The sequence below is a fragment of the Deminuibacter soli genome (assembly GCF_003412455.1).
In the GTDB taxonomy this organism is placed as follows: domain Bacteria; phylum Bacteroidota; class Bacteroidia; order Chitinophagales; family Chitinophagaceae; genus Deminuibacter; species Deminuibacter soli.
In genome coordinates this window covers 1-25,528 of the sequence record NZ_QTJU01000006.1, presented here as the reverse complement: position 1 = coordinate 25,528, position 25,528 = coordinate 1, and the positions used below count along the sequence as shown (strand labels likewise).

General features: G+C 47.7%; 19 protein-coding genes. 7 read left to right on the top strand and 12 right to left on the bottom strand.

All coding sequences use genetic code 11. The features are described 5' to 3' along the window. Positions 1-190: 190 nt before the first annotated feature. The 4 genes from DXN05_RS16045 to DXN05_RS16030 all read left to right on the top strand — a co-directional run bounded on the left by DXN05_RS16045 (position 191) and on the right by DXN05_RS16030 (position 4,937). Positions 191-397, top strand: coding sequence for a hypothetical protein (locus DXN05_RS16045; protein ID WP_116848302.1), 207 nt, complete (start codon positions 191-193; stop codon positions 395-397). Between the two features lie 668 nt (positions 398-1,065). Next, on the top strand, positions 1,066-2,427 hold the full coding sequence (locus DXN05_RS16040) for a hypothetical protein (protein ID WP_116848301.1): 1,362 nt from the start codon (positions 1,066-1,068) through the stop codon (positions 2,425-2,427). Between the two features lie 86 nt (positions 2,428-2,513). Continuing rightward, positions 2,514-3,071, top strand: coding sequence for a hypothetical protein (locus DXN05_RS16035; protein WP_116848300.1), 558 nt, complete (start codon positions 2,514-2,516; stop codon positions 3,069-3,071). 759 nt (positions 3,072-3,830) lie between these two features. Then, positions 3,831-4,937: an acyltransferase family protein gene (locus DXN05_RS16030; protein ID WP_116848299.1), complete on the top strand. Its 1,107-nt coding sequence runs from the start codon at positions 3,831-3,833 to the stop codon at positions 4,935-4,937. 73 nt (positions 4,938-5,010) lie between these two features. Here the strand turns inward: DXN05_RS16030 and DXN05_RS16025 are convergent, their stop codons facing one another. From DXN05_RS16025 to DXN05_RS15990, 8 genes are all read right to left on the bottom strand, one after another. Beyond that, positions 5,011-5,796, bottom strand: a complete 786-nt coding sequence (locus tag DXN05_RS16025) for a cell envelope integrity protein TolA (RefSeq protein ID WP_116848298.1) — start codon at positions 5,794-5,796, stop codon at positions 5,011-5,013. A 167-nt stretch (positions 5,797-5,963) separates the two neighbouring features. Continuing rightward, positions 5,964-7,487 (bottom strand): M56 family metallopeptidase, encoded by a 1,524-nt coding sequence (locus DXN05_RS16020; RefSeq protein WP_116848297.1) that lies wholly within the window; start codon positions 7,485-7,487, stop codon positions 5,964-5,966. 13 nt (positions 7,488-7,500) lie between these two features. Further along, complete coding sequence (locus DXN05_RS16015; RefSeq protein ID WP_116848296.1) at positions 7,501-7,908, bottom strand: BlaI/MecI/CopY family transcriptional regulator; 408 nt, start codon at positions 7,906-7,908, stop codon at positions 7,501-7,503. A 137-nt stretch (positions 7,909-8,045) separates the two neighbouring features. Beyond that, entirely contained in the window at positions 8,046-9,899 is a 1,854-nt protein-coding gene (locus tag DXN05_RS16010) for a DUF3472 domain-containing protein (RefSeq protein WP_158559276.1), read from the bottom strand. A gap of 224 nt (positions 9,900-10,123) precedes the next feature. Beyond that, entirely contained in the window at positions 10,124-11,236 is a 1,113-nt protein-coding gene (locus DXN05_RS16005) for an FG-GAP-like repeat-containing protein (protein WP_211330077.1), read from the bottom strand. 48 nt (positions 11,237-11,284) lie between these two features. Beyond that, complete coding sequence (locus DXN05_RS16000; RefSeq protein ID WP_116848293.1) at positions 11,285-12,121, bottom strand: sulfurtransferase; 837 nt, start codon at positions 12,119-12,121, stop codon at positions 11,285-11,287. A gap of 11 nt (positions 12,122-12,132) precedes the next feature. Continuing rightward, entirely contained in the window at positions 12,133-12,633 is a 501-nt protein-coding gene (locus DXN05_RS15995; protein WP_116848292.1) for a hypothetical protein, read from the bottom strand. A gap of 281 nt (positions 12,634-12,914) precedes the next feature. Then, complete coding sequence (locus DXN05_RS15990) at positions 12,915-13,532, bottom strand: carboxypeptidase-like regulatory domain-containing protein (protein ID WP_116848291.1); 618 nt, start codon at positions 13,530-13,532, stop codon at positions 12,915-12,917. 228 nt (positions 13,533-13,760) lie between these two features. Here DXN05_RS15990 and DXN05_RS15985 point away from each other — a divergent pair, with 228 nt between their 5' ends. Both DXN05_RS15985 and DXN05_RS15980 read left to right on the top strand, forming a co-directional pair. Next, positions 13,761-14,813, top strand: a complete 1,053-nt coding sequence (locus DXN05_RS15985) for an LLM class flavin-dependent oxidoreductase (protein WP_116848290.1) — start codon at positions 13,761-13,763, stop codon at positions 14,811-14,813. 232 nt (positions 14,814-15,045) lie between these two features. Next, complete coding sequence (locus DXN05_RS15980) at positions 15,046-15,270, top strand: hypothetical protein (RefSeq protein ID WP_116848289.1); 225 nt, start codon at positions 15,046-15,048, stop codon at positions 15,268-15,270. Positions 15,271-15,399: 129 nt separating this feature from the next. Here DXN05_RS15980 and DXN05_RS15975 read toward each other — a convergent pair whose 3' ends face one another. The 3 genes from DXN05_RS15975 to DXN05_RS15965 all read right to left on the bottom strand — a co-directional run bounded on the left by DXN05_RS15975 (position 15,400) and on the right by DXN05_RS15965 (position 21,628). After that, on the bottom strand, positions 15,400-15,861 hold the full coding sequence (locus DXN05_RS15975) for an NUDIX domain-containing protein (RefSeq protein ID WP_116848288.1): 462 nt from the start codon (positions 15,859-15,861) through the stop codon (positions 15,400-15,402). 1,158 nt (positions 15,862-17,019) lie between these two features. Then, the gene (locus tag DXN05_RS15970; RefSeq protein ID WP_116848287.1) at positions 17,020-18,528 is read right to left on the bottom strand and encodes a RagB/SusD family nutrient uptake outer membrane protein; all 1,509 of its coding nucleotides are present in this window, start codon (positions 18,526-18,528) and stop codon (positions 17,020-17,022) included. A 31-nt stretch (positions 18,529-18,559) separates the two neighbouring features. Continuing rightward, positions 18,560-21,628, bottom strand: a complete 3,069-nt coding sequence (locus DXN05_RS15965) for a SusC/RagA family TonB-linked outer membrane protein (RefSeq protein ID WP_116848286.1) — start codon at positions 21,626-21,628, stop codon at positions 18,560-18,562. 1,226 nt (positions 21,629-22,854) lie between these two features. On the opposite strand from DXN05_RS15965, the gene DXN05_RS15960 reads away from it, so the two are divergent. Continuing rightward, complete coding sequence (locus DXN05_RS15960) at positions 22,855-25,203, top strand: TonB-dependent receptor (RefSeq protein ID WP_147313942.1); 2,349 nt, start codon at positions 22,855-22,857, stop codon at positions 25,201-25,203. Positions 25,204-25,340: 137 nt separating this feature from the next. Here the strand turns inward: DXN05_RS15960 and DXN05_RS24950 are convergent. Continuing rightward, the coding region (locus tag DXN05_RS24950) for a hypothetical protein (protein WP_211330076.1) at positions 25,341-25,528 on the bottom strand (188 nt) is incomplete at its 5' end.

The following is a 25,528-nucleotide window of genomic DNA, read 5'->3' as shown; positions in this document are numbered from 1 at the left end:
TTCTTTTACGCGTATAACAGGGTATTACCGGTTTCAAATCATTCTCTTTAAAGCAAAAACGAATACAATCCATTACAAAGTATTACAAACGGTTTCCAAAGTTGCGGTTCTATGATTGCCATCCATATATTTGCCAAGCGCTGAAAGCCTCCCCGGCTGGTTATCACAATGTTTTATAATTTTTGCAATTATGATCCAATCAGAACAAAAAGTCGTTATGCGGGCGATCGCTTTGTGCTTTAAACGATTTTTAAAAACGGAAGAAGCTCTAATTTATACAAACCTTGAACGTACGCAGTTTGCAAAGAAATGCGCAGAGGCTGGTATCGTTAAAAATGCGTCAGGCTATTATAGCCGGGAGCAGCTTGACAATATGATGGGCAGGGAAGAAATTTGATTAAGTGCAAGCTTTACAAGAATCTTAAAAGTCAAGTGTAATCCACTTGACTTTTTTTTGGAGAATGCCCAAATATCGATGCGGACGGGATAAAATAATTACATTAGTACAGTAATTGTGCAAAGCGGCAATTAGTAAGAAAAAAGCGCCGTCCCTTGCTGGAACGGGCTTTTCGGCACGGATTCGACACGGAATTATTAAAGATAATTGATAACCAAGCTGGAAGTAATCCAGTTCTGGGCACGTAAGTAGTACTTGTAAAGGTTGTAAGTTATTGACTTACAGCCTTTTTTTAAATCCTTTGCCGGGATTTGTCTGTTTTTTGCGCTTATTCCGACACGCAAAAGACACGCGCAATGACACGTAAAAATTACATTCGTGCACAGGAAAGTAACAGGAATGCTGAAGCCCGCTACAGCACTGCTCAAAAAAAATTATGACACGCGGTTCTGTCACGCACCTGTACACCTGTATTACTGTCAACTATGCATCAATCAATTTGACAGCTCACCAATACATTTCAATTTCTACCGAAAAACATTTATTGATTCCCCCCGGTATTGTTCGGTTTTTCATATGAGTATGCATATCTTAAACATTTTAATACTACCGTGAAAACACGGATTGCCAAAATGAAAATCCAGTTCTATTTTGGAAAAAACTAATCTATGAGAAACAACAAACCCTTTGCGCTGGCAAGGGTACTCCTTGCCTTAATCCTTGTTTTCAATGCCTGTAAGAAAAAAGATACAACGCTACTAACCCCAGAGGGCCCAGATTCCGACTTGTTCAGTATCGCATCAGCAAAAGCTATTGTTGAAAAGGACGGCGGCAACTTCTCGCAAGGCGTCATGCGTTTTGCCGACACGGCAGGTCAGCAAGTTTCAATTGGCAGGCTTAACTGGGAAGCGGTCAACGCATACGAAGATGATACAGCCAAGTACATTGAAGTGCCATTCAAATTTGAAAATAAGTATTCTGCAAGTACTCGAATGCTTATTACACAAGAGAACTTTCAGGCCCCTTCTTTTTATTCACTTGTTGTAAAACAAAATGCCGCAAAGCAAACCCTAATACAACTCGTGCAAATGATCGTCGCTCGCCAGCATCGCCAAAGCGATGAGAGAATCGCTGACATATCTGTATCCGCCAAACCTTCTACTGCCATCGGGCTGCAACTCTATTTTGATACACACGGTAAGTTTATTACACAAGTTAAATACTATAAAGGACAGGTTTATACACAGCGGGGCGGCACTTATAAAAGTTCACTTATGGGTGGGGATCCATGCGTAGAGGTGCCAACAACTACCTATGAAGTTAGCTGCCCTGCTACGCCTGATGGGACAACTATCTGCATTTATACCCCCTACACCACCTACCAAACGGTGTGTCCCGGTGGTGGATCGGGTGGCGGTGGCGGTGGTGGTACTACCGACCCAGGTGGATCTGGCCCTACCCCCGGAGGTGGCGGTAATGGCGGAGGTGGTATAATAGTACCTGACCCATTTCCTCCGGCGACAATTCCACCCGTTTATAACAGTAATACGGGTGCAAATAATGGTAAGATAAGCTGTCGATCCTTTGTTTTCATTAAAATTAACTCAACAACAAATTGGCAGGAAGCGGGGGTATCAGGCATTCAGTTCGTTGCAGACTGGTTAGGTATGGGTATTTCCAGCGTTAAGCCATACGGGACTATTTATGTGGGCACTCCAACCTTTAGAATTGCCAGCGATTTACCAGGTCAACCAAAAATCTATATTACAAATCGTGAAGCTGCTTATGAGGCAGCAAATGCAGCCAACGCAGCCGGGCAGTTCCAGGCGGCGAAGTACGCAGGAATAAGTGCTGAAATGTTTGAAGCAATACCGAAAGAAACATTGGCTATTGAATTTAGAAATCTAATGCAAGGCTTTCTTAGCGATGCTTTACAATGTTCCTGTACCGTGAGTTTGTATAACTCTTCCAATAAAACAGTGGTAATGAAGGCTGACTGGTCAGGTGACGATTCTTGCAATGGATACTAAACATAGGATTATATAGATACCGGATAAATACTTTTGAAGTAATTTATTCGGTATCTTGTTTTATGCTAGCATCCAAAATTACAGCTATGGCAAACGAATTTTTCCCAGTGGGGATAGCTTTCGTTAACAATGAACAAAATTACTTTGCTACCCAGCAATATCGCCATCTCATAGCAACATTAGCCGAATCCAACAAATTGCAAATAAACTGGGAACTGTTGCAAGACCGGCTGGAAGTTAATGGTTGGAAAACTTATCCTGTTGGTCCGCCAGCTCTTTTGCATGGACGATGCTGGCGCATAGGGGCTTTTAAAACTGGCGCCCAAAACGTTGTAATTACGATTAGCAGGCTTGCGCCTCTCTATTGCATTTATAAGAACTTACGATTGTCTGGGTACAAATATGGTGACTTACGTAACGTTTCAATTAACGATTTAAACGATCCTGTTATTATGGAAACTGGCCGTGCGATTGAAATTTTCTTCCCAAGTTATGAACCCATAGAACAAATGATCGCTTTGAAAGAAATTGAAAATATTGCCTTTGAAGATTACGGTAAGCTGAATGATAATTTCTATTCCGATATTACGTATAAGCCTTTTCTTATTTTTAACGCGCTGTTTTCATCGTATTTCTATGATTAAAAATATTTCACTATTTTTTTTGTTGTTTCTGGCCAGCCCTGTTTTTGGCCAGCAAAGACCTCAGATTGTTTTGTCTGCCATCGATACGATCTTCAATGAATCAGTAGCGACACTAAAGAGATTGTATTATACAAGAACGTTGACTTACGAGGAGAGATCATCCATGTATCCATATGATATTGCCGGAGAAATATTGTTAAGGAACCCTTTGGTAATTTGCAGTCATTTCCCTGTTGCGAGGCTCTATTTTTCCACTGATTCAACAGGTCGGCTATCAGCGTTTGTGTACAGAGTACAGGGAAGCCCGGCGGATTTGCCAGACAGTATAAGTCTACGTATGCATCAAACGGCCAGGATAGTTTCGTTCAATACATCTACGTTAGGAAGTAAAGAAAATCTTGTCGTCCAAAGCTGGCGAAATAGTCAGTGTAACTATAGAATTTCAAAGCATTTTTTCAATACAGACGATTTGGTTGTAATGTCATCTAACGACGTTAATTCATATATGAAGACCCATTTCCAAAGACCTAAAAAATGATTTCGCAACAACCCAATGGCAAAATTATTGACTATTTGCTTTAGTTCGTACACTTGTTTACTCGTTGTGTCGAAGGGTGGAATTAGTTTAGTGACTTCGGTATCCTTTAATGAAGTTGAGAGGGCTTTTTATTGCGCAGCGGCACAATAAAAAAGCACCAATGCATTTTTTTTATATTTTGCGCCAGTTTTAATTCATAGTCTGTATATCCAATTTTATTGATGAACAATAACGAGCTGGCCACCAAGCCACACTACCCCATATTAGACGGCCTTCGCGGCGTCGCAGCTATCATCGTTGTAACATTCCACCTGGGTGAGCCGCTATCGACCAGTAATTTAGACAAGCCCGTCAATCATGGTTACCTGGCCGTAGACTTTTTCTTTCTGTTATCCGGTTTCGTGATTGGCTATGCTTATGACGATCGCTGGAATAAAATGACTGTTGGCAGCTTTTTCAAACGCCGTATCGAAAGGCTTCAGCCAATGGTGGTATTGGGTATGACCATGGGTGCTATCGGTTTCTACTTTACCGATTCTACGCTGTGGCCACTCATTCATACTGTGCCGCTGTGGAAGATGCTGCTGGTAATGCTTGTTGGTTATACAATATTGCCTGTGCCCTTATCGCTTGATATACGTGGCTGGGAAGAGATGCATCCCCTCAACAGCGTAGGATGGTCCCTGTTCTTTGAATACATTGCCAACATCCTGTATGCTATCGGCATCAGGAAATTTTCCAAAACAGCATTGAGTATCCTGGTGGCCATCGCCGCTATTGCACTTGCACACCTGGCTATCACCAACGGCGACGTTAGTGGCGGCTGGACGCTGAATGTGCCACAGGTGCGTATCGGGCTAACCCGTACCATGTACCCTTTCTTTGCCGGTTTGCTGCTTTCACGCATAATGAAGCCGGCGCGCATTAAAAACGCCTTTTTATGGTGCAGTGTTTTAGTGGCTGTTATACTTTATATGCCACGCATAGGCGGTGCCGGCCATCTCTGGATGAACGGGCTCTATGAATCTGTTTGTATCATCATCATTTTCCCGCTTATTGTATACCTTGGTGCAAGTGGCATAATGCAAACACAAAGAGAGAACAGGGTATGCAAATTCCTGGGTGATATATCCTATCCGTTATACCTGGTGCATTACCCGCTGGTTTATTTTTACGTTGCCTGGATCAGCAATCACAAAGGCGTAACCATTGCGCAGGTATGGCCTTATGCGTTGCTTATTCTGATAGGTGCAATTGTTTTGGCCTATGCCGCGTTGAAATGGTACGATGAGCCGGTTCGCAAATGGCTGCGGAAAAAGCTTGCATAAAAGATTGCCGTGTTATAGCTAAAAGCCCTGCATCTGTGGATGACAGGGCTTTTGCATGCAAGGAGGGTGTGGTTTATTTGTTGTCGATGCTGATGCGTTTGGTGTTGCCGCCGTTGTAATAACTGATATGCGCCGTCGGGGTTTTCAGGTAGCTGGTTTTGAATTTTTGTAACAAGGCATCAGGTTGTGCTTTGTCATTTACCATCAGCACCTTGTCTGATAGCTCCAGGGAAACCAGGTCGTCTTTGCTTTTGATGATGTTTTCCTGTACCAGGCCGGTGATCAGGGAATCAATCATTTTACGTTCTTCCTCAGCGTGTTTGCGGTCTACTTCGGCCTGTGCACGGTCTTTTTCTGCCTGCTGCCTGTCACGTGCTGCCTGTTCGCGATCTTTCACGGCCTGCTCCCTGTCCATTTCAGCGCGCACGCGATCTTTGTCTGCCTGCTGCCGGTCTTTGTCTGCCTGTGCACGGTCTTTTTCCGCCTGCTGCCTGTCCAGCTCTGCCTGTGCGCGGTCTTTCGCAGCTTGCTCCTGGTCGCGTTTTACCTGCTCGAGTATCTGCGTTACCAGGGATTGGTATTTCGGGAAATCGGCCGCAGGTATGTCTTTGCCATCAACAGCGAGTTCGGTTATCTTTTCATTTTCCACTTTTATCTTGTATAAGGTGCCATTACGGTAGGTGGTGATGCGTTGCACAGGATCTCCGATCGAATCAGATTCCACGTTCAGGAAATTATGATCCTGTGTAATATGCGTGGTACCGGGTGTTTTTTTCTGTGTTGTTTGCGCCTGAACGGTGAGTACAGACATGGCGAGTACAATGGCTGCTGCCTGCGCAGCCAGGATATTTGTTTTCATGCGTTTCTTTTTTAACGGTAATTGATGAATAGGCAATACGATGCCAGTACACTTTCCAGTGCGTTGTTTAAGCCTGTTTTGATAAATGAATGACGATGGGCACGGTGTTGGGCAGCTTATAAAGTGCGCCTTTTTACAAAGCTGTTACCACCGTTGTTGCCCGTGGTTTATGGTGTGTTGTGATTGCGTTCTGCTGCTGCATGTTTGCGGTCCAGCTCAGCCTGCACACGGTCTTTATCTGCCTGCACACGGTCCCTGTCTGCCTGCTCCCTGTCTCTCGTTGCCTGTAGCCTGTCCAGTTCAGCCTGCTGCCGGTCTTTATCCGCCTGCGCACGATCTTTTTCTGCCTGCTGCCTGTCTTTTTCTGCCTGTGCCCGGTCTTTTTCCATTTGCGCCTGCGGTGATAGTGGTATGCCTTCTTTCACAGGCGGCATGTAAGCCAGCGGCTGCAATTCACTATTGCTGCGTTGTGGTGTACGCGTGTCATCTATGGTCATGTGCGTACGTGCAATATGTTTAACGGCTGCTTTAAGGTTTACAGCAGCTGCCTTGTAGTGTGTTTCGTTCGCCTGCAATACGGGCGGCGTGGCCACATAACTGATCTGTTGTGTTTTGCCGGCGATCATTGATTCAATCACGGGTTTTGAAAAATGCCGGGCGGCCGTATCTGCGGGTTGCCTGGTTTTAAATACACCGGTTAGTGCGATACACACGCCAATGCTCAGCAGCAGGAATATTTTCTCTGCACCATTTAAAGTATGATTGCGGTTGCAGGCAATACGCATTACCCGTTGGGCTAACTGGTTTTTGGTGCCGGGAAATGCAGTGGTATAGGCCGAGCCGTACAATGAATGCCTGGTAAAGTTTACCAGCGCTTCTACCAGTTGTTTGCGGGCTTGTGTATGGTGCAGGGCCACATCATCACAGCAATGTTCCCTTTCCTGTTTTACAATAGCAGATACCCATAAAAAACCGGGGTTGAAAAAGAAGATGGTTTGCGCTGCCTGCTGAAAAATATTCACCAGGTAATCGTTGCGGCGTATGTGTGCCAGCTCGTGCAGCAACACTGCCTCTACCTGGCTGGCAGGGAGGTGGTTCAGCAAGCCGATGGGCATATAAATCACCGGCTTCAGATGACCGATCACTACCGGTATTTTGGTTAGGCCTGATTCAAGCAGCAGCACTGTTTTTTTAACGTGTAACTGTTTGGCCAATGCTGTTACGGTTTGCTGCCAATGTGTGGCAGGCTGGTACAGGTTGTTTCTTTTAACCCGGTTGATATAGGTAAAGCCGATGCTTATCTGCAGGCATTTAAGCAGGAAGAAAGCAAACCACAACAACACAATGCTGTTGGCATAACGGGTGCAAAAGGCGGGTATGTTTTCTGCCAGCTGTGCAAGGCCCGTGTGATGCATAAAGCCGGGCGCCTGTGGCGTGGCGGTGCCGGCCAGCGTTGCTGCGGTTGCATTGTTTAATGATAACCAGAAAGTATAAGCGCATACCACCGGGAACAGGAGCAGCAGGCTACTCACAATATTATAGCGAACTGCTGCGCGTGTTTGTTTGGTAAGTAATATTACAATGGCGGTAACAATGCCAAGCACCAGGCCCTGCCACAGTGAATGCAGCAGCATGCACGAGAAGGCGCGCAGCCATTCCTGCAAAACCGGTGATGTGAATAAGTTGGCCATATACTGGTTTTAACTATTTACCGTTGTCAAGCTTTTTCAGCATTTCTTCAATTGCTTTCAGTTCTTTGGGTGATGTTTTGTCATTACCCAGCAATGCCGTCATTAAGCCGCTTACCGAGCCTTCATACATGGTGTCTACAAAACGGCTGAGCATACTGCCTTTTGTTTTTTTTTCTTCCAGCGCGGCGCTGTAAATGTGTTTCATGTTGCTGTCGTCACGCAGCAGCATGCCTTTTTCTGCCATTACCTGCATCAGCTTCAGGGTAGAGGTGTACTGCACCGCATCGTCTTTCTTCTCGTTCAGGGTATCATGTACAAAGCGAACCGTTGAAGGACCGTGTTTCCACAATACCTGCAGCACGTCCATCTCCGTTTTTGTAGGAACTGTTTCTGATGCATTCAATGGTTTCTTTGCTTTCATACAATGAAGGTACGATAAAAAACGTACGTTTCGCAACTAGGGTGCTTTTTTTCCTGCTTTTGTGATGAACGGTATCCCGGCAGGGATAAAAAAATCCCCCCGCTTCCGGAGGGATTATGGGGGAGTATTGCTGTTTATTATTGTTTTACAAACTGTTTGGTTACGCCATTGCCCGTAATAAAATAGAGACCTGCCTGTAAACGGCTTACATCTATGTTGCCGGTGTTGTTGATGTTGACCACTTTCATGCGGTGACCCGAGAGGTCTGTAATAACCAGCTGCGTGTATTTCGCTGTTTTGGTTTCACCCAGTTGTACGTGCAGCGTGGAAGTAACCGGGTTGGGGTATACCTGTATATCCATATTGCCTGCCTGTGAAGCGGGCGCTGCCTGCATATCACTGGCAGCAATAGCCAGCGGGGCCGCAAGTGTACTCACGGTTTCCAGGGTCCATTGCTGGTTGGCTGTGCCGGTGCCGGTATACGAATACAATATAATGCCTGTGCCGTTGGTGGTGCTGCTGGCAGAATCATCAAGTATATAATGATTGCTCATATTGCTTTGTATAAGATAGGCGCCGCTGCCTGCACCCACTAAATGCCATTGCTGGTTGGTGCCGCCACCGTTCAGTGTGTATTGAATGGGATGCGTGCCCAGGTCCTGCGCACTGCCCGGCAGGTCAATGGCCTTGCCGCTGCCGCGGTTAACAATGGTGGTTACGCCGCCGGTGCTTAACGACCATTGCTGGCTGTAGTTGCTGCTGGCTGCATTTTGTACCAGGGTAGCAGAATTGGCGGTGCTGTTGTTTTTTACATCCAGGTATTTGCCGCTGAACACGTTTTTAAGTTTATACCAGGTGGTACCGCTGGTAATGCTGAAGGTGCCGGTTACCGGTGTGGCCATGCCGTTGAATATATCTTCTACGGTAACGCGTGCGGTGTAAGTGCCTGCTGCCAATGAGGTGGTGAGGGTATCGGCGCGGCGTTGCGGTACGGTGTCAATATAAGTTTGTACAACGGTTGAACCGCTGAGTATTTCTACTTTGGCTGCCAGCTGCGGACTTTTGGTATTATCCGTTGTCCAGTTAACAATAATCTTTCCTGGTGCATACGAAGCGCTGACGCCTGTTACCGAAGCCGTGGTTAACACAGGTGCCGTGCCCTGGTTGGTTTGTACGGGCAGTGTTAAAGTGCGGCCTGTTCCAAAGCCTGCACCGGGTGTTACATCGGCACCGTGTTCCATAAAATAGGCATCTTCCGTTGCATCATAACCGGCATTGAAGGCGCGGTCATAAATGCCGTTGCGGCCTGCATCGTTGGCGTTGGCGCTGAAGTAACGGCTGGTATGTTTGCTCCAGTTGCCGGCTGCATCCAGGTTCCAGCAGTCTTTAAAAAAGGCCTTGCGTTTAAAGCGGCCATCCCATGCTGCATTACTGCCGTCCCAGTTTTCAAGAAATGCATCGTTGCCCGAACCAAGGTAACCGGCGGGTGAAGGTTCTGCCAGGATAGAGGTGAGAAACCATTGGTTGGTGCTGAGGTTTTGAATAAAGGTGGCCACATACATATTGCCTTTTGATTTCCACGAGCGGATGGCAATGTTGTACCAGGTGTTGAGTGTCCAGTTATAAGGGTTAATAGATTGCCAGCCGTCGCCTTCGCCGCCAAAGCGACCGGTGTAGGTATTGGGCGCTGCATAAAACACGCTGGAGTAAATGCCGCCGCTGGTATTGGGGTCCCACAGCGATGCAATGAGTGTGTGCGAGCTGCCTTTTGAACTGTCGGGCGTTTGCTGCAAGCCATTGTAACCGCCATTGTAATTGTGCACTGCGAAATAAGAGGTGTAGGCAGATTGTACAATCTTTACTTTGTGAATCTTGGCTACCGCATCGGAAGCGAAAGAAAATACCAGGTGCTCAGATGGCGCTGCATTGCTCTGCGCTTTAAGCACCATACCCGTTAATGCCAGCAGGCAGGTGAGTACAGTTGATTTCATATTATGTAATAGATGGTGAACGGGGGAGATTTGCAGCCGCATACGGGCACGTAGCCGGATAGCATCGATCGCACCATCATAATTTAGTACAGATTGGCGGTAGTTGACAAGGCAAACGTTTGTGTAATTTCAGTCAGCTTTTACGCAAACGTTTGTTTGCAGAAGCAGGGAGATGAATTGAATAAATGGTGTGATAGCCAGATTGATGGACATAGTAAATGCGATCATTTCTGCTCAAAAAAGAATACACCTTTTTTATTGGATACGATAATATCGGGCAGACCATCTTTGTTGATGTCCTGCACCACTACCTGTAAGCCAACTCCGGAATTATCATCTACCAGGTGTGGTATCCACGATGGTGTGGCGCCGGGCCTGTACTCGAACCAGTACAATACAGCGGGATCAAATGCACCGGGATCTTCATGGTTATGGGCAAAATAACGTTTGCCGGTAACGAGGTCAGGATGCCCGTCGTTGTTGATGTCTGCCATGGCAAGGCCATGTGATTGGGAGAATTGGTTATAGATCACATGGTGTTCCCATGCAGTGTCATTTTTTTGCTGATGCCACCAGATGCCGTATTTGTGTGCAGAAGCACTCACGAGGTTGTGCGCATCGAGCGCGTAAATTTGTGAACAGTCTTCGCCAAGATCAGCGGCATGAAAGGTCCAGTTGGTTTGTGTGCGGTCTGCAGGTGTTTCCCACCAGCCCTTGGTAATGAGTATGTCTTTTCTGCCATCCCCATTCATGTCGGCTGTGCCAAGGCCATGCGTATACCGGTTAGTGCTGATGCCTGTATTGCTGATCACATGCCGCTGCCAGGTGGTATCACCTTTTATGGTGGGTGATTGTAGCCAGATCATTTCTTTGGCTACCCAATCATTGCAAAGTATATCCGGTCTGCCATCTCCGTCAATGTCTGTGAGTGTGGGTGATTCGTTGCCTGCATGTTGCAGCAGCAAATGCATGGGCCAGTAGCCGCCTTGTTTGCCGGGGTTATGGTACCAGGCCACTTCTTCACCGGGCAAACTAAAGCGCACCAGGTCTGTCCAGCCATCCTGGTCCACATCCATTGTAAAGTTTAAAAACGAGTTGCTGAACTGTGTGTCGGGGCGGTAGGTTTTACCGGGTGCCAGTTCATGGCGCGTCCAGTCGGGTGCTTCAAACCAGTAAGCACCGGCAATGATGTCTGTATGGCCATCGTTGTTTACATCTGCAACAGCAACGCCTTCCGAAATAAAGTCACTGCTAAGTATATGTTTGGTAAAACCGGTTTGCGCAAATGTGGCAGGTGCTGCAAACAGCAGTATGGCTAAAGGGGCAAGCTTGTTCATATGCATTGGTATGGCTGGAAGTAATCAACAGAAAATGGCGCCGCTTGTTTACCGTTCTTCTTTCCCGATCGGTAAATCCCTGCGCGACCATTCGCTCCACGAACCGATATACAGTTGCGGACCGCTGATGCCGGCATATTCCATACCCAGCAGGGTGTGGCAGGCAGTAACACCTGAACCGCAATGCACAATAATGTTGCCATCCCTTACATCGCCAATCGCTTCATCATAGGCAGCAAGCAGTTCTTCGGCCGGTTTGAATTTGCCGTCTGCATCAAGGTTGTCTATATACGGCAGGTTAATGGCGCCGGGAATATGGCCGGCTATTAAATCAAGCGGCTCTGTGTGGCCGAGATAACGGGGTGTTTCGCGCACATCAATCACCAGTCTCGTAGCGTCTTTGGCTGCCTGCATTACTTCCTCAATGGTAACAGTATGCAGGTAATCATGTTCAGCAGGATAGGGGGCTGCGGGTGTTGGTGTATAAGCTTCGTTTTGCAGGGGAATACCTGCTTTTTTTGCGGCAGCAAGTCCGCCATTGATCACCTGCACATTGTCGTGTCCAATTGCGCGCAGCATCCACCACAGGCGTGCGGCGCTGTTGGCGCCCGATTTATCGTCGTATACAATTACATGGCTGCCGGGCGTAACGCCCCACCGGCCCAACTGTGCAGCAAAAGCAGCGAGCGTTGGCAGCGGGTGCCTGCCGCCCTGTGCCGGGTTATCGGTATGTGCGGCCAGGTGTGTATCAAGATCGGCAAAAACGGCATTGGGCAAATGGCCTTCCAGGTAACGCTGGCAGGCATCTTTACCACCGCGTGCATCAATAAGTATGGTATGGGTTCCGGTTGCCGGAAGCTGATCAATTTCGATTAATGGTGACATATACACGAAGTTTATTCCACAATCTCGTTGTCGTCTGATGTTTCATTGCCGTCTGAGAGGTCTTCCAGCGCCACCGGTTCGGTTTGCTGAAACAGTACGGCAATACCAAAGGGATCGCATATGGCAAACTGGCCTTCTGCAAAACGCAGCATCCATTCCTCGCTGTCTTCATAAAAAATAAGCTCAGGCAGGTCTACAGGAAATTCCTCGGGCGGAAGATCAAGCCAGTCTACCTCGTCTTCCGTAATGTTGTGCCCTTCGGGATCTTTCTGCAGGGTTTGTTTAATAAACAGCAGGCCGTTAATTAAACAGCTGTCGATATCAGCTACAATCTTTTCTACAAAGAGAATGGAGGCCGCGCTTATTTCATTGCCATGTGTATGAATATACACCGGCACTTCTCCCGAAAAGCCGGCGGCATCTATATGAACGTTGCCACTCCACATAGAAATCTCCTGTGGTGTTTCCATCAAAATGAGTTCGCCAAAATTAGCGTTATACGATTGTGCCATATGGTAGTAGTTCGTCCTGAGTTATTGTGCCTGCAAGCTGCTCGCAGGATGTACAATAATACAATGTTTTGCACAGATGACACGTGGACTTTTCCGTTTTCCCCCTTTAAGCCCCCTTTTTTATGGTAACCAGGGGCGAACGCAACAAATTGCGATAAATATCCAACAGCAATAAAACCATCCAACCATGTAACCATGAAACAATTGAACCATGAAACAATTAACGGGAGAGCACCCTTCTGCATTCAGAAAGCGGTATGTGCAGTAAAGGCTGCTGCCGGTTATTTCAGTTTTACCTCTACCACTTCGCCGTCTTTTGTTACTTCAACGTACTTGTACAGTTTATCTGCATGTTCAACAGTGTAGTACTTGCGCTCGTAGTAATCGGTTGTGCCGCCGTAACCGTAACCGCTGCCGGTATACTGGTTGTAATAGCCGGATGTGTTCCAGTTTAAAATGCCTTCGAGGTAATATTTACCGGGTTTCATTTTAGGAAAGGTAAACTCGCCCGTGCTGTTGGTAACGGCAGTAAGCCTGAAGCGCCAGGCATTGGGATCGATGTATACGTATTTCAGTTTTTTGGGATTCTCTTTCTTTTTGAGATCGAGGTATTCTTCGAGGTAAGGGGTAACCGGGAACAGGATCACGGTCATTTTATTGGCATACAGCTTTTGCCCGGTGATGGCCATTTTATTGTTTTTGGCGCGGGTAAACGCCACGCCTTTAATGGTGCCGTTGCCTTCTGCAAGTGCAGCCCTTGCTGCCAGGGTGTCGAACGGTGTTTTAGCATAAATGCGGATGGTATCGTCACGTTCTGGTTGCACATATTGTGCGCGTACTGCACAAACTGAAAAAAAGAACAGGAGGAAGAAGCATGTTGCCTGATTGCGTCGTTTCATATTTACAAATTCATGGTGTCAGTCAGCATTGACCAGGTGCTGGTGCAAGATGGAAATAGTTGATTTTGTGCCGCAAAAATAAAGGAATGGCGAATATTGAACAAGCAACAGGAAATACTGAACCATTCAGCCATCAAACAGTCAAACCATCCAACCGGTATCCCACAGGATACTGCCCTGCTCTGCTGATTCGGCGTAAATTTACAGGTACTAAAAAAAGGACAAGCTATGGAACTGGGATTAAGCACTTTTGGTGATATGCAACCGGAGGGAGTAGCAGGCGGGGCAGTGCTGGCAGCACAACGTATGGCCCAATTGCTGGAAGAAGCCAAACTGGCGGATGAGCTGGGACTGGATGTGTTTGCTTTAGGTGAACATCACCGGCCCGATTTTGTGATAGCTGCACCTGAAGTGGCGCTGGCAGGTATTGCCACCATTACTAAAAAGCTGCGCCTGTCAAGCGCTGTCACTGTATTGAGTTCTGCCGACCCGGTAAGAACCTTTCAGCATTTTGCCACACTCGATCTGCTTTCCGGCGGCCGTGCCGAGATTATGGCAGGCAGGGGCTCGTTTATTGAATCGTTTCCCCTGTTTGGTAACAAGCTGGAAGACTATGACGAGCTGTTTGCAGAAAAACTCGACCTGCTGCTACAGATTAACCAGCGCGAACGCATTACATGGACCGGACATTTACGCGCACCGATACAGGACAAAGGCATTTACCCGCGTCCTTTACAGCAACAGTTGCCCATCTGGATAGCCGTAGGCGGCACCCCTGCTTCAATGGTAAGGGCCGGCAGTTTAAACCTGCCCGTAACCATTGCTATACTGGGCAGCAATCCCGAACAGTTTTTGCCGATGGTGGATTTGTACCGCAAATCTGCCGAACGTGCAGGGCACAATGTTCAACAACTGCAGCTGGCTTTAAATATGCACATGCATATTGCAGACGATTCGCAGCAGGCAGCTGATGAATACTGGCCCGTATACCAGGCATTGATGAACCGCATTGGCCGCGAAAGAGGCTGGTCGCCGCTTTCAAGAGAACAGTATGAGTACATGCGTTCACCACGCGGCTCTTTGCTGGTGGGCAACCCGGAAGAGGTAACGGCCAAATTATTACACCTGCACAGCCAGTTTAACAATACCCGCTTTTTAGGACAATTGATTACCGGGAAAGACCTGGCGCATGATCGCCTGTTGCATTCCATCAGGCTGTTTGGTACGGTGGTGGCCCCTGCAGTGCGCAAGGCGCTGCAAAATAAGCCCGCAGAAGCCTGAAAATAATGAATAGGGAGCCATACCACCTGAAGGGGAGGGATGGCCGGAAACAGGGCTGTTAACCACGCAATTTCCCGGTTTTCCCTGAACGATGCCCGGACGAAGGTCGGACGATCTCCGGACGATGCTGGAGTGGCGCTCAAACGGTTGTATTTTGAGCATAAAAAGCGGGTGCATTCATGGGGTGCTATTCTGGCATTATTTTTCCGGTAGAATTCTTAAACATACTATTATGGCTACCGTTGAACCAATTCATCCCGGAGGTGCCGGTAAAGAAGGAGGAAACGCCAATAGCCAGTCTGGCCACCTCACTTCCGCTATCCCCGGCAAATCACCAGACAATACCCCTCCATTGCCATTGCCCGAGCGCAAACCCGAACTGGACGAAGATGTATATGATGAAGAAGATAACTGGGACAGGCCCGCGTTGCAGGGAGATGATTTTGATTATGAATAACCGCTGTTACTGCACAGCGCCAAGACCAATGCCTGCGAATGCTTTTTTGTTTTCCAGCGGTACTTCATTGGTTTTCTGCGATCTTATCCTGTCTTCGCCCTGGGCCGACTAACGATTGTTGGAGGCCGGTTACTGTGATGCAAGCAGTGCCATAAGCCTGTCGAGAAAAGCGGCCTGTTGTTCATTTATTTTGCCGCGTGCGGTATCCACGCTCATCCATTCAGCCCGGTCAACTTCGGGGAAGCTGGCCTGTTTGCCTGAGCGTGGCGGCCATTCTATGGTGAAGGTGTTGCTGTGCAGCTGGTTTGTATCAAAGTCTCCTGCTGCAGCCCAGCAATAAACAGTTTTGCCGCCTTTCTGGCGTATACTGCCCAGTTCCCTGAACGGGCCTGCGGGCCGGTAGCCGGTTTCTTCTTCAAACTCGCGTATCGCAGCATCCTGTGCTGTTTCTTCGTCTGTATATTCTCCCTTCGGGATAGTCCACCAGCCGGCATCCTTACGGGCAAAAAATGGCCCGCCCGGATGTACCAGCAGTACTTCCGGCTCATGGCCCAGCTGCCGGTAAAGCAATATGCCTGCGCTTGTTTTGATAACAGTAAAGATAGGAAACAGCTGGAAGGTGAATAGTGAATAGTCAATAGTGAATAAAAAAAGGAGTGCGACGCGCTCCTTTTTTTGCTAATGCCTTTGCCGGTGTCCTCACCGGCATCCTTCGCTTCGATGAGTGGTCTCGCTAAGATAGTCCCGATGTGTCGACATGTCGATTCTCGAAGTCAAACTCGCTAAGATCACTCACGACTGAAGAACAGCTGCAAGCTACAAAAGGCCGGGGAATGGTGAAGGTGAATGGTGAATAGTCAATAGTGAATAAAAAAAGGAGCGTGACGCGCTCCTTTTTTTGCTAATGCCGTTGCCGGTGTCCCCACCGGCATCCTTCGCTTCGATGAGTGGGCTCGCTAAGATAGTCTCGATGTGTCGACGTGTCGATTCTCGAAGTCAAACTCGCTAAGATCACTCCCCACTGAAGAACAGCTGCAAGCTACAAAAGGCCGGGGAATGGTGAAGGTGAATGGTGAATAGTGAATAAAAAAAGGAGCGCGACGCGCTCCTTTTTTTGCTAATGCCGTTGCCGGTGTCCTCACCGGCATCCTTCGCTTCGATGAGTGGTCTCGCTAAGATAGTCTCGATGTGTCGACTGTCGATTCTCGAAGTCAAACTCGCTAAGATCACTCACGACTGAAGAACAGCTGCAAGCTACAAAAGGCCGTGAAATGGTGAAGGTGAATGGTGAATAGTGAATAAAAAAAGGAGCGCGACGCGCTCCTTTTTTTGCTAATGCCGTTGCCGGTGTCCTCACCGGCATCCTTCGCTTCGATGAGTGGTCTCGCTAAGATAGTCCCGATGTGTCGACGTGTCGATTCTCGAAGTCAAACTCGCTAAGATCACTCACGACTGAAGAACAGCTGCAAGCTACAAAAGGCCGGGGAATGGTGAAGGTGAATGGTGAATAGTGAATAAAAAAAGGAGCGTGACGTGCTCCTTTTTTTGCTAATGCCGTTGCCGGTGTCCCCACCGGCATCCTTCGCTTCGATGAGTGGGCTCGCTAAGATAGTCCCGATGTGTCGACGTGTCGATTCTCGAAGTCAAACTCGCTAAGATCACTCCCCACTGACGATTCACCAAAAAAGAAAGACCACGTAGAAACGTGGCCTCTTTAGGATACTTGTCTATGAACCAGAGATTCTTTGGTTAAAAGCCCGGGTTATTAGGCAGCAGGTTTGGATTAACGTCTGTTTCCTGTTTAGGCACAGGGAAAAGCAGATTTTTAGCAGCGAAGGTTGCACCCCATGTGGTGGTGTGGCCTACGAAGTTGTCCCACGCGCCTGTAACATCGTTGTGTACTTTCTGCGTACGCAGCATATCAAAGAACATTTTGTTTTCGAAACACAGTTCAAAGTAGCGTTGCAGCCATACTTCATGTTCAAAATCATCCTGTGACAAAGCGCCGATCGGTGCCAGGTTGGCCCTTCCGCGGATAGCGTTTACATAACCCACGGCAGCTGCATTGGGACCACCTTCTGCGCGGTTAGAGGCTTCCGCATACATCAGGTATACATCGGCCAGGCGGTACAGGGTAAAGTTGAGATCAGATTTGGCAGTGCTGCGTACAGCTACAGAATCAAACCATTTGTAGATGTACGTATTCGGGAACACAATAGTATCTGTGTTAGAACCCTTCTTCGCATACTTGGTATAGAAGAATTGTCTTTCCTGCACACGTTTGTCGCCTGCAGGGAAAGAAGCCAGGAACTGCTTGGTCGGGAACACCGAACCATATTCATCCGAATACTGTGAAATACCTGAATAGTTGGGAATGGTTAAAGCAGTCAGCGGGTTGTTGGAGTTTACTGCTGCTGAGTACTGCACCTGGAAGATAAACTCGCCGTTATTTTTATTGCCGGGGTTCAGCATGTCGGTGTAGTTGGTAAACAGCGTAAAGCCGCCGTTGTCGATCACCGCTTTAGAGCGTTTGGCGCTTTCTGCATAGTACTGTGCACCACCATTAATCGGCAAACCGGCATAGGTGAGGTACACATCAGCCAGCAGCGATTCTATTGCACCCATCGTTACATTGCCTGCGGGGTTTTTCCATGCCAGGGTTGATTTTTCGGCAGTGAGCAGGTCAGGAATGATAATGCTGTCGTAGATGTTTTTGGCGGGTGTGCGTGATGCCAGCAGGTTCAGGTCTTTGGGAACTGAAGTAACCTTGGGCACTGCACCATACATACGTACCAGGTAAAAGTAATACATCGCGCGCAGCGTGTATACTTCGGCGAGCATGTTGGTTTTATCTGCATCGCTAACGCCTGCCACTTTCGGGATCTGTTCAATGGCGTTGTTACAATCGCCTACGCCCAGGTACAGGTGCTGCCACCAGGTATCAACATAAAACGACGTGTTGTTGTAGCTGAGATTCTGGAAATTGATAAAGCCTGTTTGACCGAGGTCGCTGTTGCTTTTGCCGGTCATAAACTCCAGCAGGTTGTAAGTGTTACCGCCGTAAGAAGAGTTCTGGCCGCTCAGCAAGCCCTGCATCTGGCGGTAGCCTGCATTGGCGTATGCACGTGCAACCTGGCTGCTGGTGAGGTTAGAACTAGGCGATATAAACCCGGTTGGCTTTTCTTCGAGGAATTTTTTGCAGGAGCAGGTGAATATGAGCACCGTTGCAACCAGCAGTATATTTCTTGAATTTTTCATTTTGCAATTTTTAAGTGATTGAACGGTTCAGTTAAAAGCCCATGGTTACACCGAGGTTCCATACGCGCGGACGTGGATAAGAGAAGAAGTCCAGGTTCTGTGAGAAGTTACTGTTGTTGCCATAGCTGGTGTTATACGTATCCACTTCAGGATCGTAACCGGTGTATTTGGTAATGAGGAACAGGTTCTGCACGCTGGCATAAATGCGCAGGCGGTTAATCTTCATGCTGCGCAGTGCTGCGTCGGGCAGGGAGTAACCCAGTGTAAAGTTCTGACCACGAACAAATGAGCCGTTTTCTACCCACCATGTATCAAAGTGTGAATCCTGTGCAAACTTGTAGTTACGCACCTGTGAGATCATGGTATTCTGGTGATCTGGTGTCCATGCATCCAGCACTGTTTTCAGGCTGTTGGCAATGGTTTGCCTGTCTTCTGAAGAGTGTTTGAATGTAGCGGCTGTATTCACACCCTCTACTACACGGATGTCGAAAGAGAAGTCCCATCCTTTGTAAGTAAGGCTGCTGCTGAATGTACCGGTCCATTTAGGATAAGCACGGCCAATGATGCTGTAATAAGGGCTTCCGTCTGCATTGTAAATGTATTTGCGGTCGCCGGTGTGCAGGCTGTGCTGTGCAGCCAGATCGCCTTCCTTGTCGCTGTATGTGCCCAGGCGTGTCATGCCATAGAACGAACCGATGGGAGCGCCTACGCGGATTACGTTTGTTTGACCCAGGAAGTTAGGGCCAGGGAAGATATCTGCATTGCCTGCGTTCAGTTTCAGCACTTTGTTTTTGTTGGCAGCAACAATGAAGTTGGTGCTCCAGGTAAGGTTTCTTGTTTTGATGTTAACAGTGTTCAGGTTAATTTCCACACCTGAGTTACGTACTGAACCTACGTTCTGGTATACGTTGGATGTATACATGCCAGCGCTCCAGGGAATAGGGGCCTGCAGCAACAGGTCTTTTGTAGTACGGCGGTAATAATCAACCGACAGGTTGATGCGATCTTTCAGGATGCTCGCTTCCAAACCCGCATCAGCCTGTTCGGTACGTTCCCATTTCAGGTTGGGGTTACCAATGTACTCAGGGCTAACGGCGCTTTGGTTGGAATTGTTCAATACCACCTGGTTGGCACTCTGCTGTGGTATGGAGCGGTAGGTACCAATTTCCTGGTTACCGGTAATACCATAGCTGGCGCGTAATTTCAGGTTGCTGAAGAAGGTCTGGTGTTTCATGAAATCTTCTTCAGAGATACGCCAGGCTGCACCTGCTGAGGGAAAGAAACCGTATTTGTTGTTTTCACCAAATTTAGATGAACCATCCACCCTGCCTGTAGCAGTAAACAGGTAGCGGTCTTTGATATTGTAAGTAATGCGTGCATATTCAGACTGCTGTGTAGACTTGCTGTCGCCTGAGCTGATACCCTGGCGCACAGAACCTGCACCCAGGTTATGATACTGGAAGAAGTCGTCGATGAATTTCTGTGCTTCAGCATCGAACGACTGGTTGTTGGTTTCCTGGAAAGAAATACCCAACAGGGCCGTCATGCTGTGGCCATTTTTGAACTTGTGGTTCCAGGTAAGGTAGTTCTCAGACTGCCAGTAAACATTGGTGAAGCTATAAATATGTGCATCACCACCCTGGTCTTGTGACAGGTGGGGCAGGTTAAGTGCAGAGTAGAAATTGTTCTTTTGCCAGTTGAGGTTATAACCGAAGTCTGATTTGAAATCGAGTTCTTTGGTGATGTGGAACAAGGCATAGATATTACCCAGGCCCTGGAACACATTGTTGAGTGTATAACGGTTGTTGGCAATATGCACGGGGTTTGGACCACCTTCGAGACCTGCAATATCAAAGTTGCCGGCCCATGTGCCATCAGGATATTTAACAGGCAGGATGGGTACTTCTTCCGACACCATCCTTGGTACGTTCAAGCTGCCGTTACCATCAGATACCACGCGTTGTTTGCTGTTGATGATATTGATGTTACCACCAATACGCAGCCAGCTTTTCACATCGTTGTCGAGGGTGATCCTTGCGCTGTAACGTTTGAAGTTAGAAGTGGCCATAATACCATTCTGATCGAGGAAACCCAGTGAAATGCTGTACAGCGTTTTTTCGCTGCCACCCTGGAAGTTGAGCTGGTGGCTGTTGGATACAGCGGGTTTGTAGGTTTCTTTTTCCCAGTTGGTATTGTACAATGGTTTGTCATTTGCATCAAACAGCTTGGGGAAATTGATGTGGTTAAGTGCTGCAGGTGGCGTCCATACTGCACCCTGCGGGTCGAATTTCTGACCGTTGGCAAACGATTCGTTGTATACCTTGATAAACTCGTCGGAGTTTAAAGTGGGCAGGTGACGGTACAGTTCGCTCACGTTTACGTTACCATCGTAGGTAACACGTGTTTCACCACGGCGGCCGCGTTTGGTGGTTACGATGATTACGCCGTTGGCGCCGCGTGCACCGTAGATCGCTGTAGAAGACGCATCTTTCAGCACTTCCACAGAAGCGATATCGTTGGGGTTGATACTGTTGCCATCTACACCAATTACACCATCCACTACATAAATAGGATCGATGTTAGAGTTGATGGAACCGATACCACGGATACGTACTTTAGCGCCAAAGCCAGGGGCTGCACTGTTTACGTTTACGTCTACACCGGCAATTTTACCTTCCAATGCCTGGGAGATGTTAGGCACCGGTTTATCCATCAGCTGTTCGCCTTTAATTGTGGCAACAGCGCCTGTTAAGTCTGACCTGCGCGCTGTACCATAACCAATCACCACAATATCGTTGAGCGCGCTTACCTGTTCCTGCAGAAACAGGTTTAAGGTATTTTGATTGCCTACGCGTACTTCCTGGCTGGTAAAGCCAGTGAAAGAGATAACGAGTACGCTGTTTGCATTAGGGGCCTGTATGCTGAAGCTACCCCTGTCGTCTGTTACAGTACCGGTTGAAGTACCTTTTATCTGAACAGATGCCTGTGATACCGGCGTTCCATCCTTGGCATTCTTCACCGTACCTGTTATGCGTACCTGTGCCACTGCATTCCCCGCGAGGAACAGGCACAGCAATACGTAGTAAAGCTTTTTATTCATAGCAAGTTATTTTGTTAGATTGAATTGTTGTGATCCCATAGCATTGCATTCCTTGTATTGTCAGGTATAAAGCCAACTAGGGCGGGCGGTTGTGCGTGGTGATAAAGTTGGGTTGTGGCATAAAGTTTTTTTACGTGCACTTGAGAATTCAGATTGTTCACCGGTACGGTTATGCATACAACTGCACAGCCGCCTGTTTGCAGTTGCCTGTAAACAGCAGTAATCTTTAATGTAGGGTATGTATGTTCAAATCAATGTTGAATCCTGCTCCGGTACTGCGTTTGCGCTTATGGCACAAGGCTGTCAGGTGCGGTTGCAGAGGGTGCACACAGGTTATGAAGGGCAGGGAGTGATAATTCAGCTGAAGTATTGGTTAACCGTTCATCGCACTGTTACGGGTAACGCTTGCTTTCACTGTAGTGAAGGCAACGTGATAGGGTGTGTTTGGCATAAGTATAACGGTTAATACGGATGTGCGGTGATAGGATACACAGTACCGGTTGATGAACCGGCATCGTTAATCGCAACAGTGCAATGGTTTGTCTATACGCTGTTATGACAGCTGTATGCATGATCGTGCTGCTGCGCTTATGTAAAAAAGTAAATAATTTATACCGGCCAATAATACCCGTTCCGGTACATACAGTTATCGCCGGAGTATTCCGGTGAAGTGCATTAGCATTGGTTTTTGCTGAGTAGCGCGAAGGAAAACTAAAAACCAACGATTGGATAATCAGTTCTATTCCCATGGCAAGTTTTGGCTAAATCGTTATTATGACAAACATATAGCTATATTTCTTCAAAAGCAAATATTGTGTTAATAAACTGCGCCTATTGCAGCATTTTAAATACTGCATATATTAATGTAATTGAAAACCAATTTGTATATATTAAACTATTATGTTTTGCTAATATTTTAGCGGTATTTATATTATCGGTAATGATTATATAAGCCAGCTATTTTAGCAAAACACCTGCAGATTTGCGGCTGTACCAAATGATCGCTATTTCAGCCAAATGGAAGACAGTCATTTTCACCCGGTAAGTAACCGGGAAACAAATAAAAAGGTTAACAGAAGAAAGAGCCATTGAACAATGAAACTATTGAACAATGAAACTACTAAACCCCAGGGTGAAACGTTAAACCTTCAAACGTGAAACCTTCAAACAACGAAAACCGTACCTTGCCATCCGCGCCGGCTACCAACCGGTTTAAGACGATTGTTATGAGAACACTGCTATTATTCGCCGGCTGTATGTTATGCTCGGTCGCAGCCGTTGCCCAGGTTATTTCAGGTAAGGTTACTACTGTTGCAGGTGCGGCCATTGCAGGCGCATCAGTTCATTTGCTGAATACAGATCGTTCTGCTGTTACCGGCAGTACAGGCAATTTTACGCTGCATGTGCCGGCTGCAGGCGTTTACCAGTTACAGGTACAGGCCACGGGTTATGCTGCTGCACAATACCCGGTTGTGGCAAATGTACCCGTGCAGGTTCAGCTCAGCACTGTTACACGGCAGCTGGATGCAGTAGTGGTTACTGCAGGTAAACAGGAAGCCGCTTTGCAGCAACTGCCTTTTACCGTAACCGGTATTACTGCGCAACAGGTAAAAGCCTGGCGTTTGTGGGATGTAAAAGATGTTACGGCCATTGCCCCCAACACGTATGCAGCCGATGCAGGGGATAACCGCAATGTTACCGGTATCCGCGGTATCGTTACTACTTCGTATGATCAGGCGGTTGCTACTTATATCGATGGGGTAAACCAGTTTGGACTGGATACCTATATCGCTTCACTGGTTGATGTGGAGCGTATAGAAATACTGCGCGGTGCGCAAGGCACTTTGTACGGGCGCAATGCCATGGGCGGTGTGGTGAACATTATTACCAAACAACCAACAGACCAGCCGGAGGCTTTTGCAGACCTGGATGCAGGCAATGCCGGTTTGCAACGGTATACCATCGGTGCCCGGATACCATTGGTTAAACACAAGCTGTACCTGGGAGCCGCCGCACAATACAGCGCATCCGGCGGCTTTTATACCAATACCTATACCAACAGTAAATACGACCGGCAGCATCGTATTACCGGCAATTATTACCTGCGTTACCAGCCAGGCAATAACTGGCGTGTGCAGTTAAATGTAAAACACAGCAACGGCCGCAACAAGGGCGCGTTTCCGCTGGCGCCTGATGCAACATCGGCTTTAGCGCATCCGTTTGTGATAAGCCAGGATGCCAATGGCACCATGGTTGACAATACCATAAACACCTCATTGGTGGTACAACACAGCAGCAGCGGTATACAGTTTACCTCGCAAACTGCCTGGCAAAAGAATTACCGCTATTATGCCAACCCGGTTGATGGTGACTTTTCCCCGCTCGATGCCGTATCTGTCATCAACAACTATGGTAAACACTGGAATAAGGTAAACGTGTACACGCAGGAGTTCCGTTTCAGTTCACCTGCGGGCAATACATCGGCACTGCAATGGAGTGCAGGGGCGTATGGTTTTTACCAGGATGCACCGGTAAAACAGGCTACACGTTATGGCGCAGCCGCTGCTTTGCTGGGTGTGGGTGATTCTTTGTTTACCACGCGCAATACCACCAATACCTACAATGCAGGCGCAGCACTGTATGGTGATGTTACTTACCGGCTAACACCGGCCCTGTCTGTTACCGGCGGTCTGCGTTATGATGCAGCCCGGCAGCACAAACGCGTACTGGGCGAATACCGGCACGATCCTCCAACAGACTGGATGACCAGCTTTGCAGATACAGCCGCAATGGTTACCTATCACGCTTTTTCTCCCAGGCTATCGCTGGGTTATACATTCAGTGAACAATTGTTTGGGTATCTTAATTACAGCCAGGGCTTCCGTACTGGCGGGCTCACCGACTTATCGGGCGATCCGTCTCAACCGCCGTTGTATGCCTATCAGCCGGAGCATAGCCACAACTATGAAGCCGGTGTGCGGCAGCAATTGTTTAACCGCAGCTGGCAGGTACGGCTGGCTGCTTTTTATACCACGCTCAGTCATGCACAGGTGCCCACTTTGCTGATGCCTGAAGCTGTGACCATTATCCGCAACACCGGCACACTGCACACACGCGGCGCAGAAGCAGAAATAGCAGGCTTGCCCTTACCTTGCCTGCAGCTGCAATGGAGTGCAGGCTACACACATGCACGCTACCAGGCGTATAAAACCACGCAGAACGGCGAGCCGGTCGATTTAAGCGGCAGGGCACAGGTGTTTACCCCTGCTGTTACTTCGATGCTGGCCCTGCAATACACACATACGTTTAAAGGCAAACAACCTTTGCAGGTCATGGCAAGAGGTGAGTGGCGTTACCTCGGTAATACGTATTTCGACATTGCCAATACCATTCAGCAGCCCGCTTACAGCCTGTTCAACCTGCGCGCCGGCATACAGGCCGGCAAATATGCCCTATGGGGCTGGACAAGAAATGTACTGAACAAAAAATACATCAGCTATGCCTACGATTTCGGTGCCGCTAAACTGGGCGATCCGGCAACGTATGGGGTAACGCTGGAGGTAAGGATAAGGTGAGTGGTGAGTGAAAGCCGGTGAATAGTGAATAGTCAATAGTGAATAAATGTACTTGCCTGAATAAGGTTGACTTTTTTTGTAGATAATAGACCTCGTTGTAAAGTAATGTTTTTTCTGATACAGCTGATTAAAGCGGTTCATTTGCAAAAGACATTGCTTTGCAACGAGGCTTCTTTTTTATAGATTTTCCATTTGGGCCTTTGTGCTTTCTTCAGCCCTTTCAGCCAGCGTTCATAGTCTGCCGGAGAACGCCAGCCCAGGCTTTGATGGATTCTTTTTTCATTATAGTGCCTGATTGCTTTAGGCACAAGCCGTTGTAACTGCT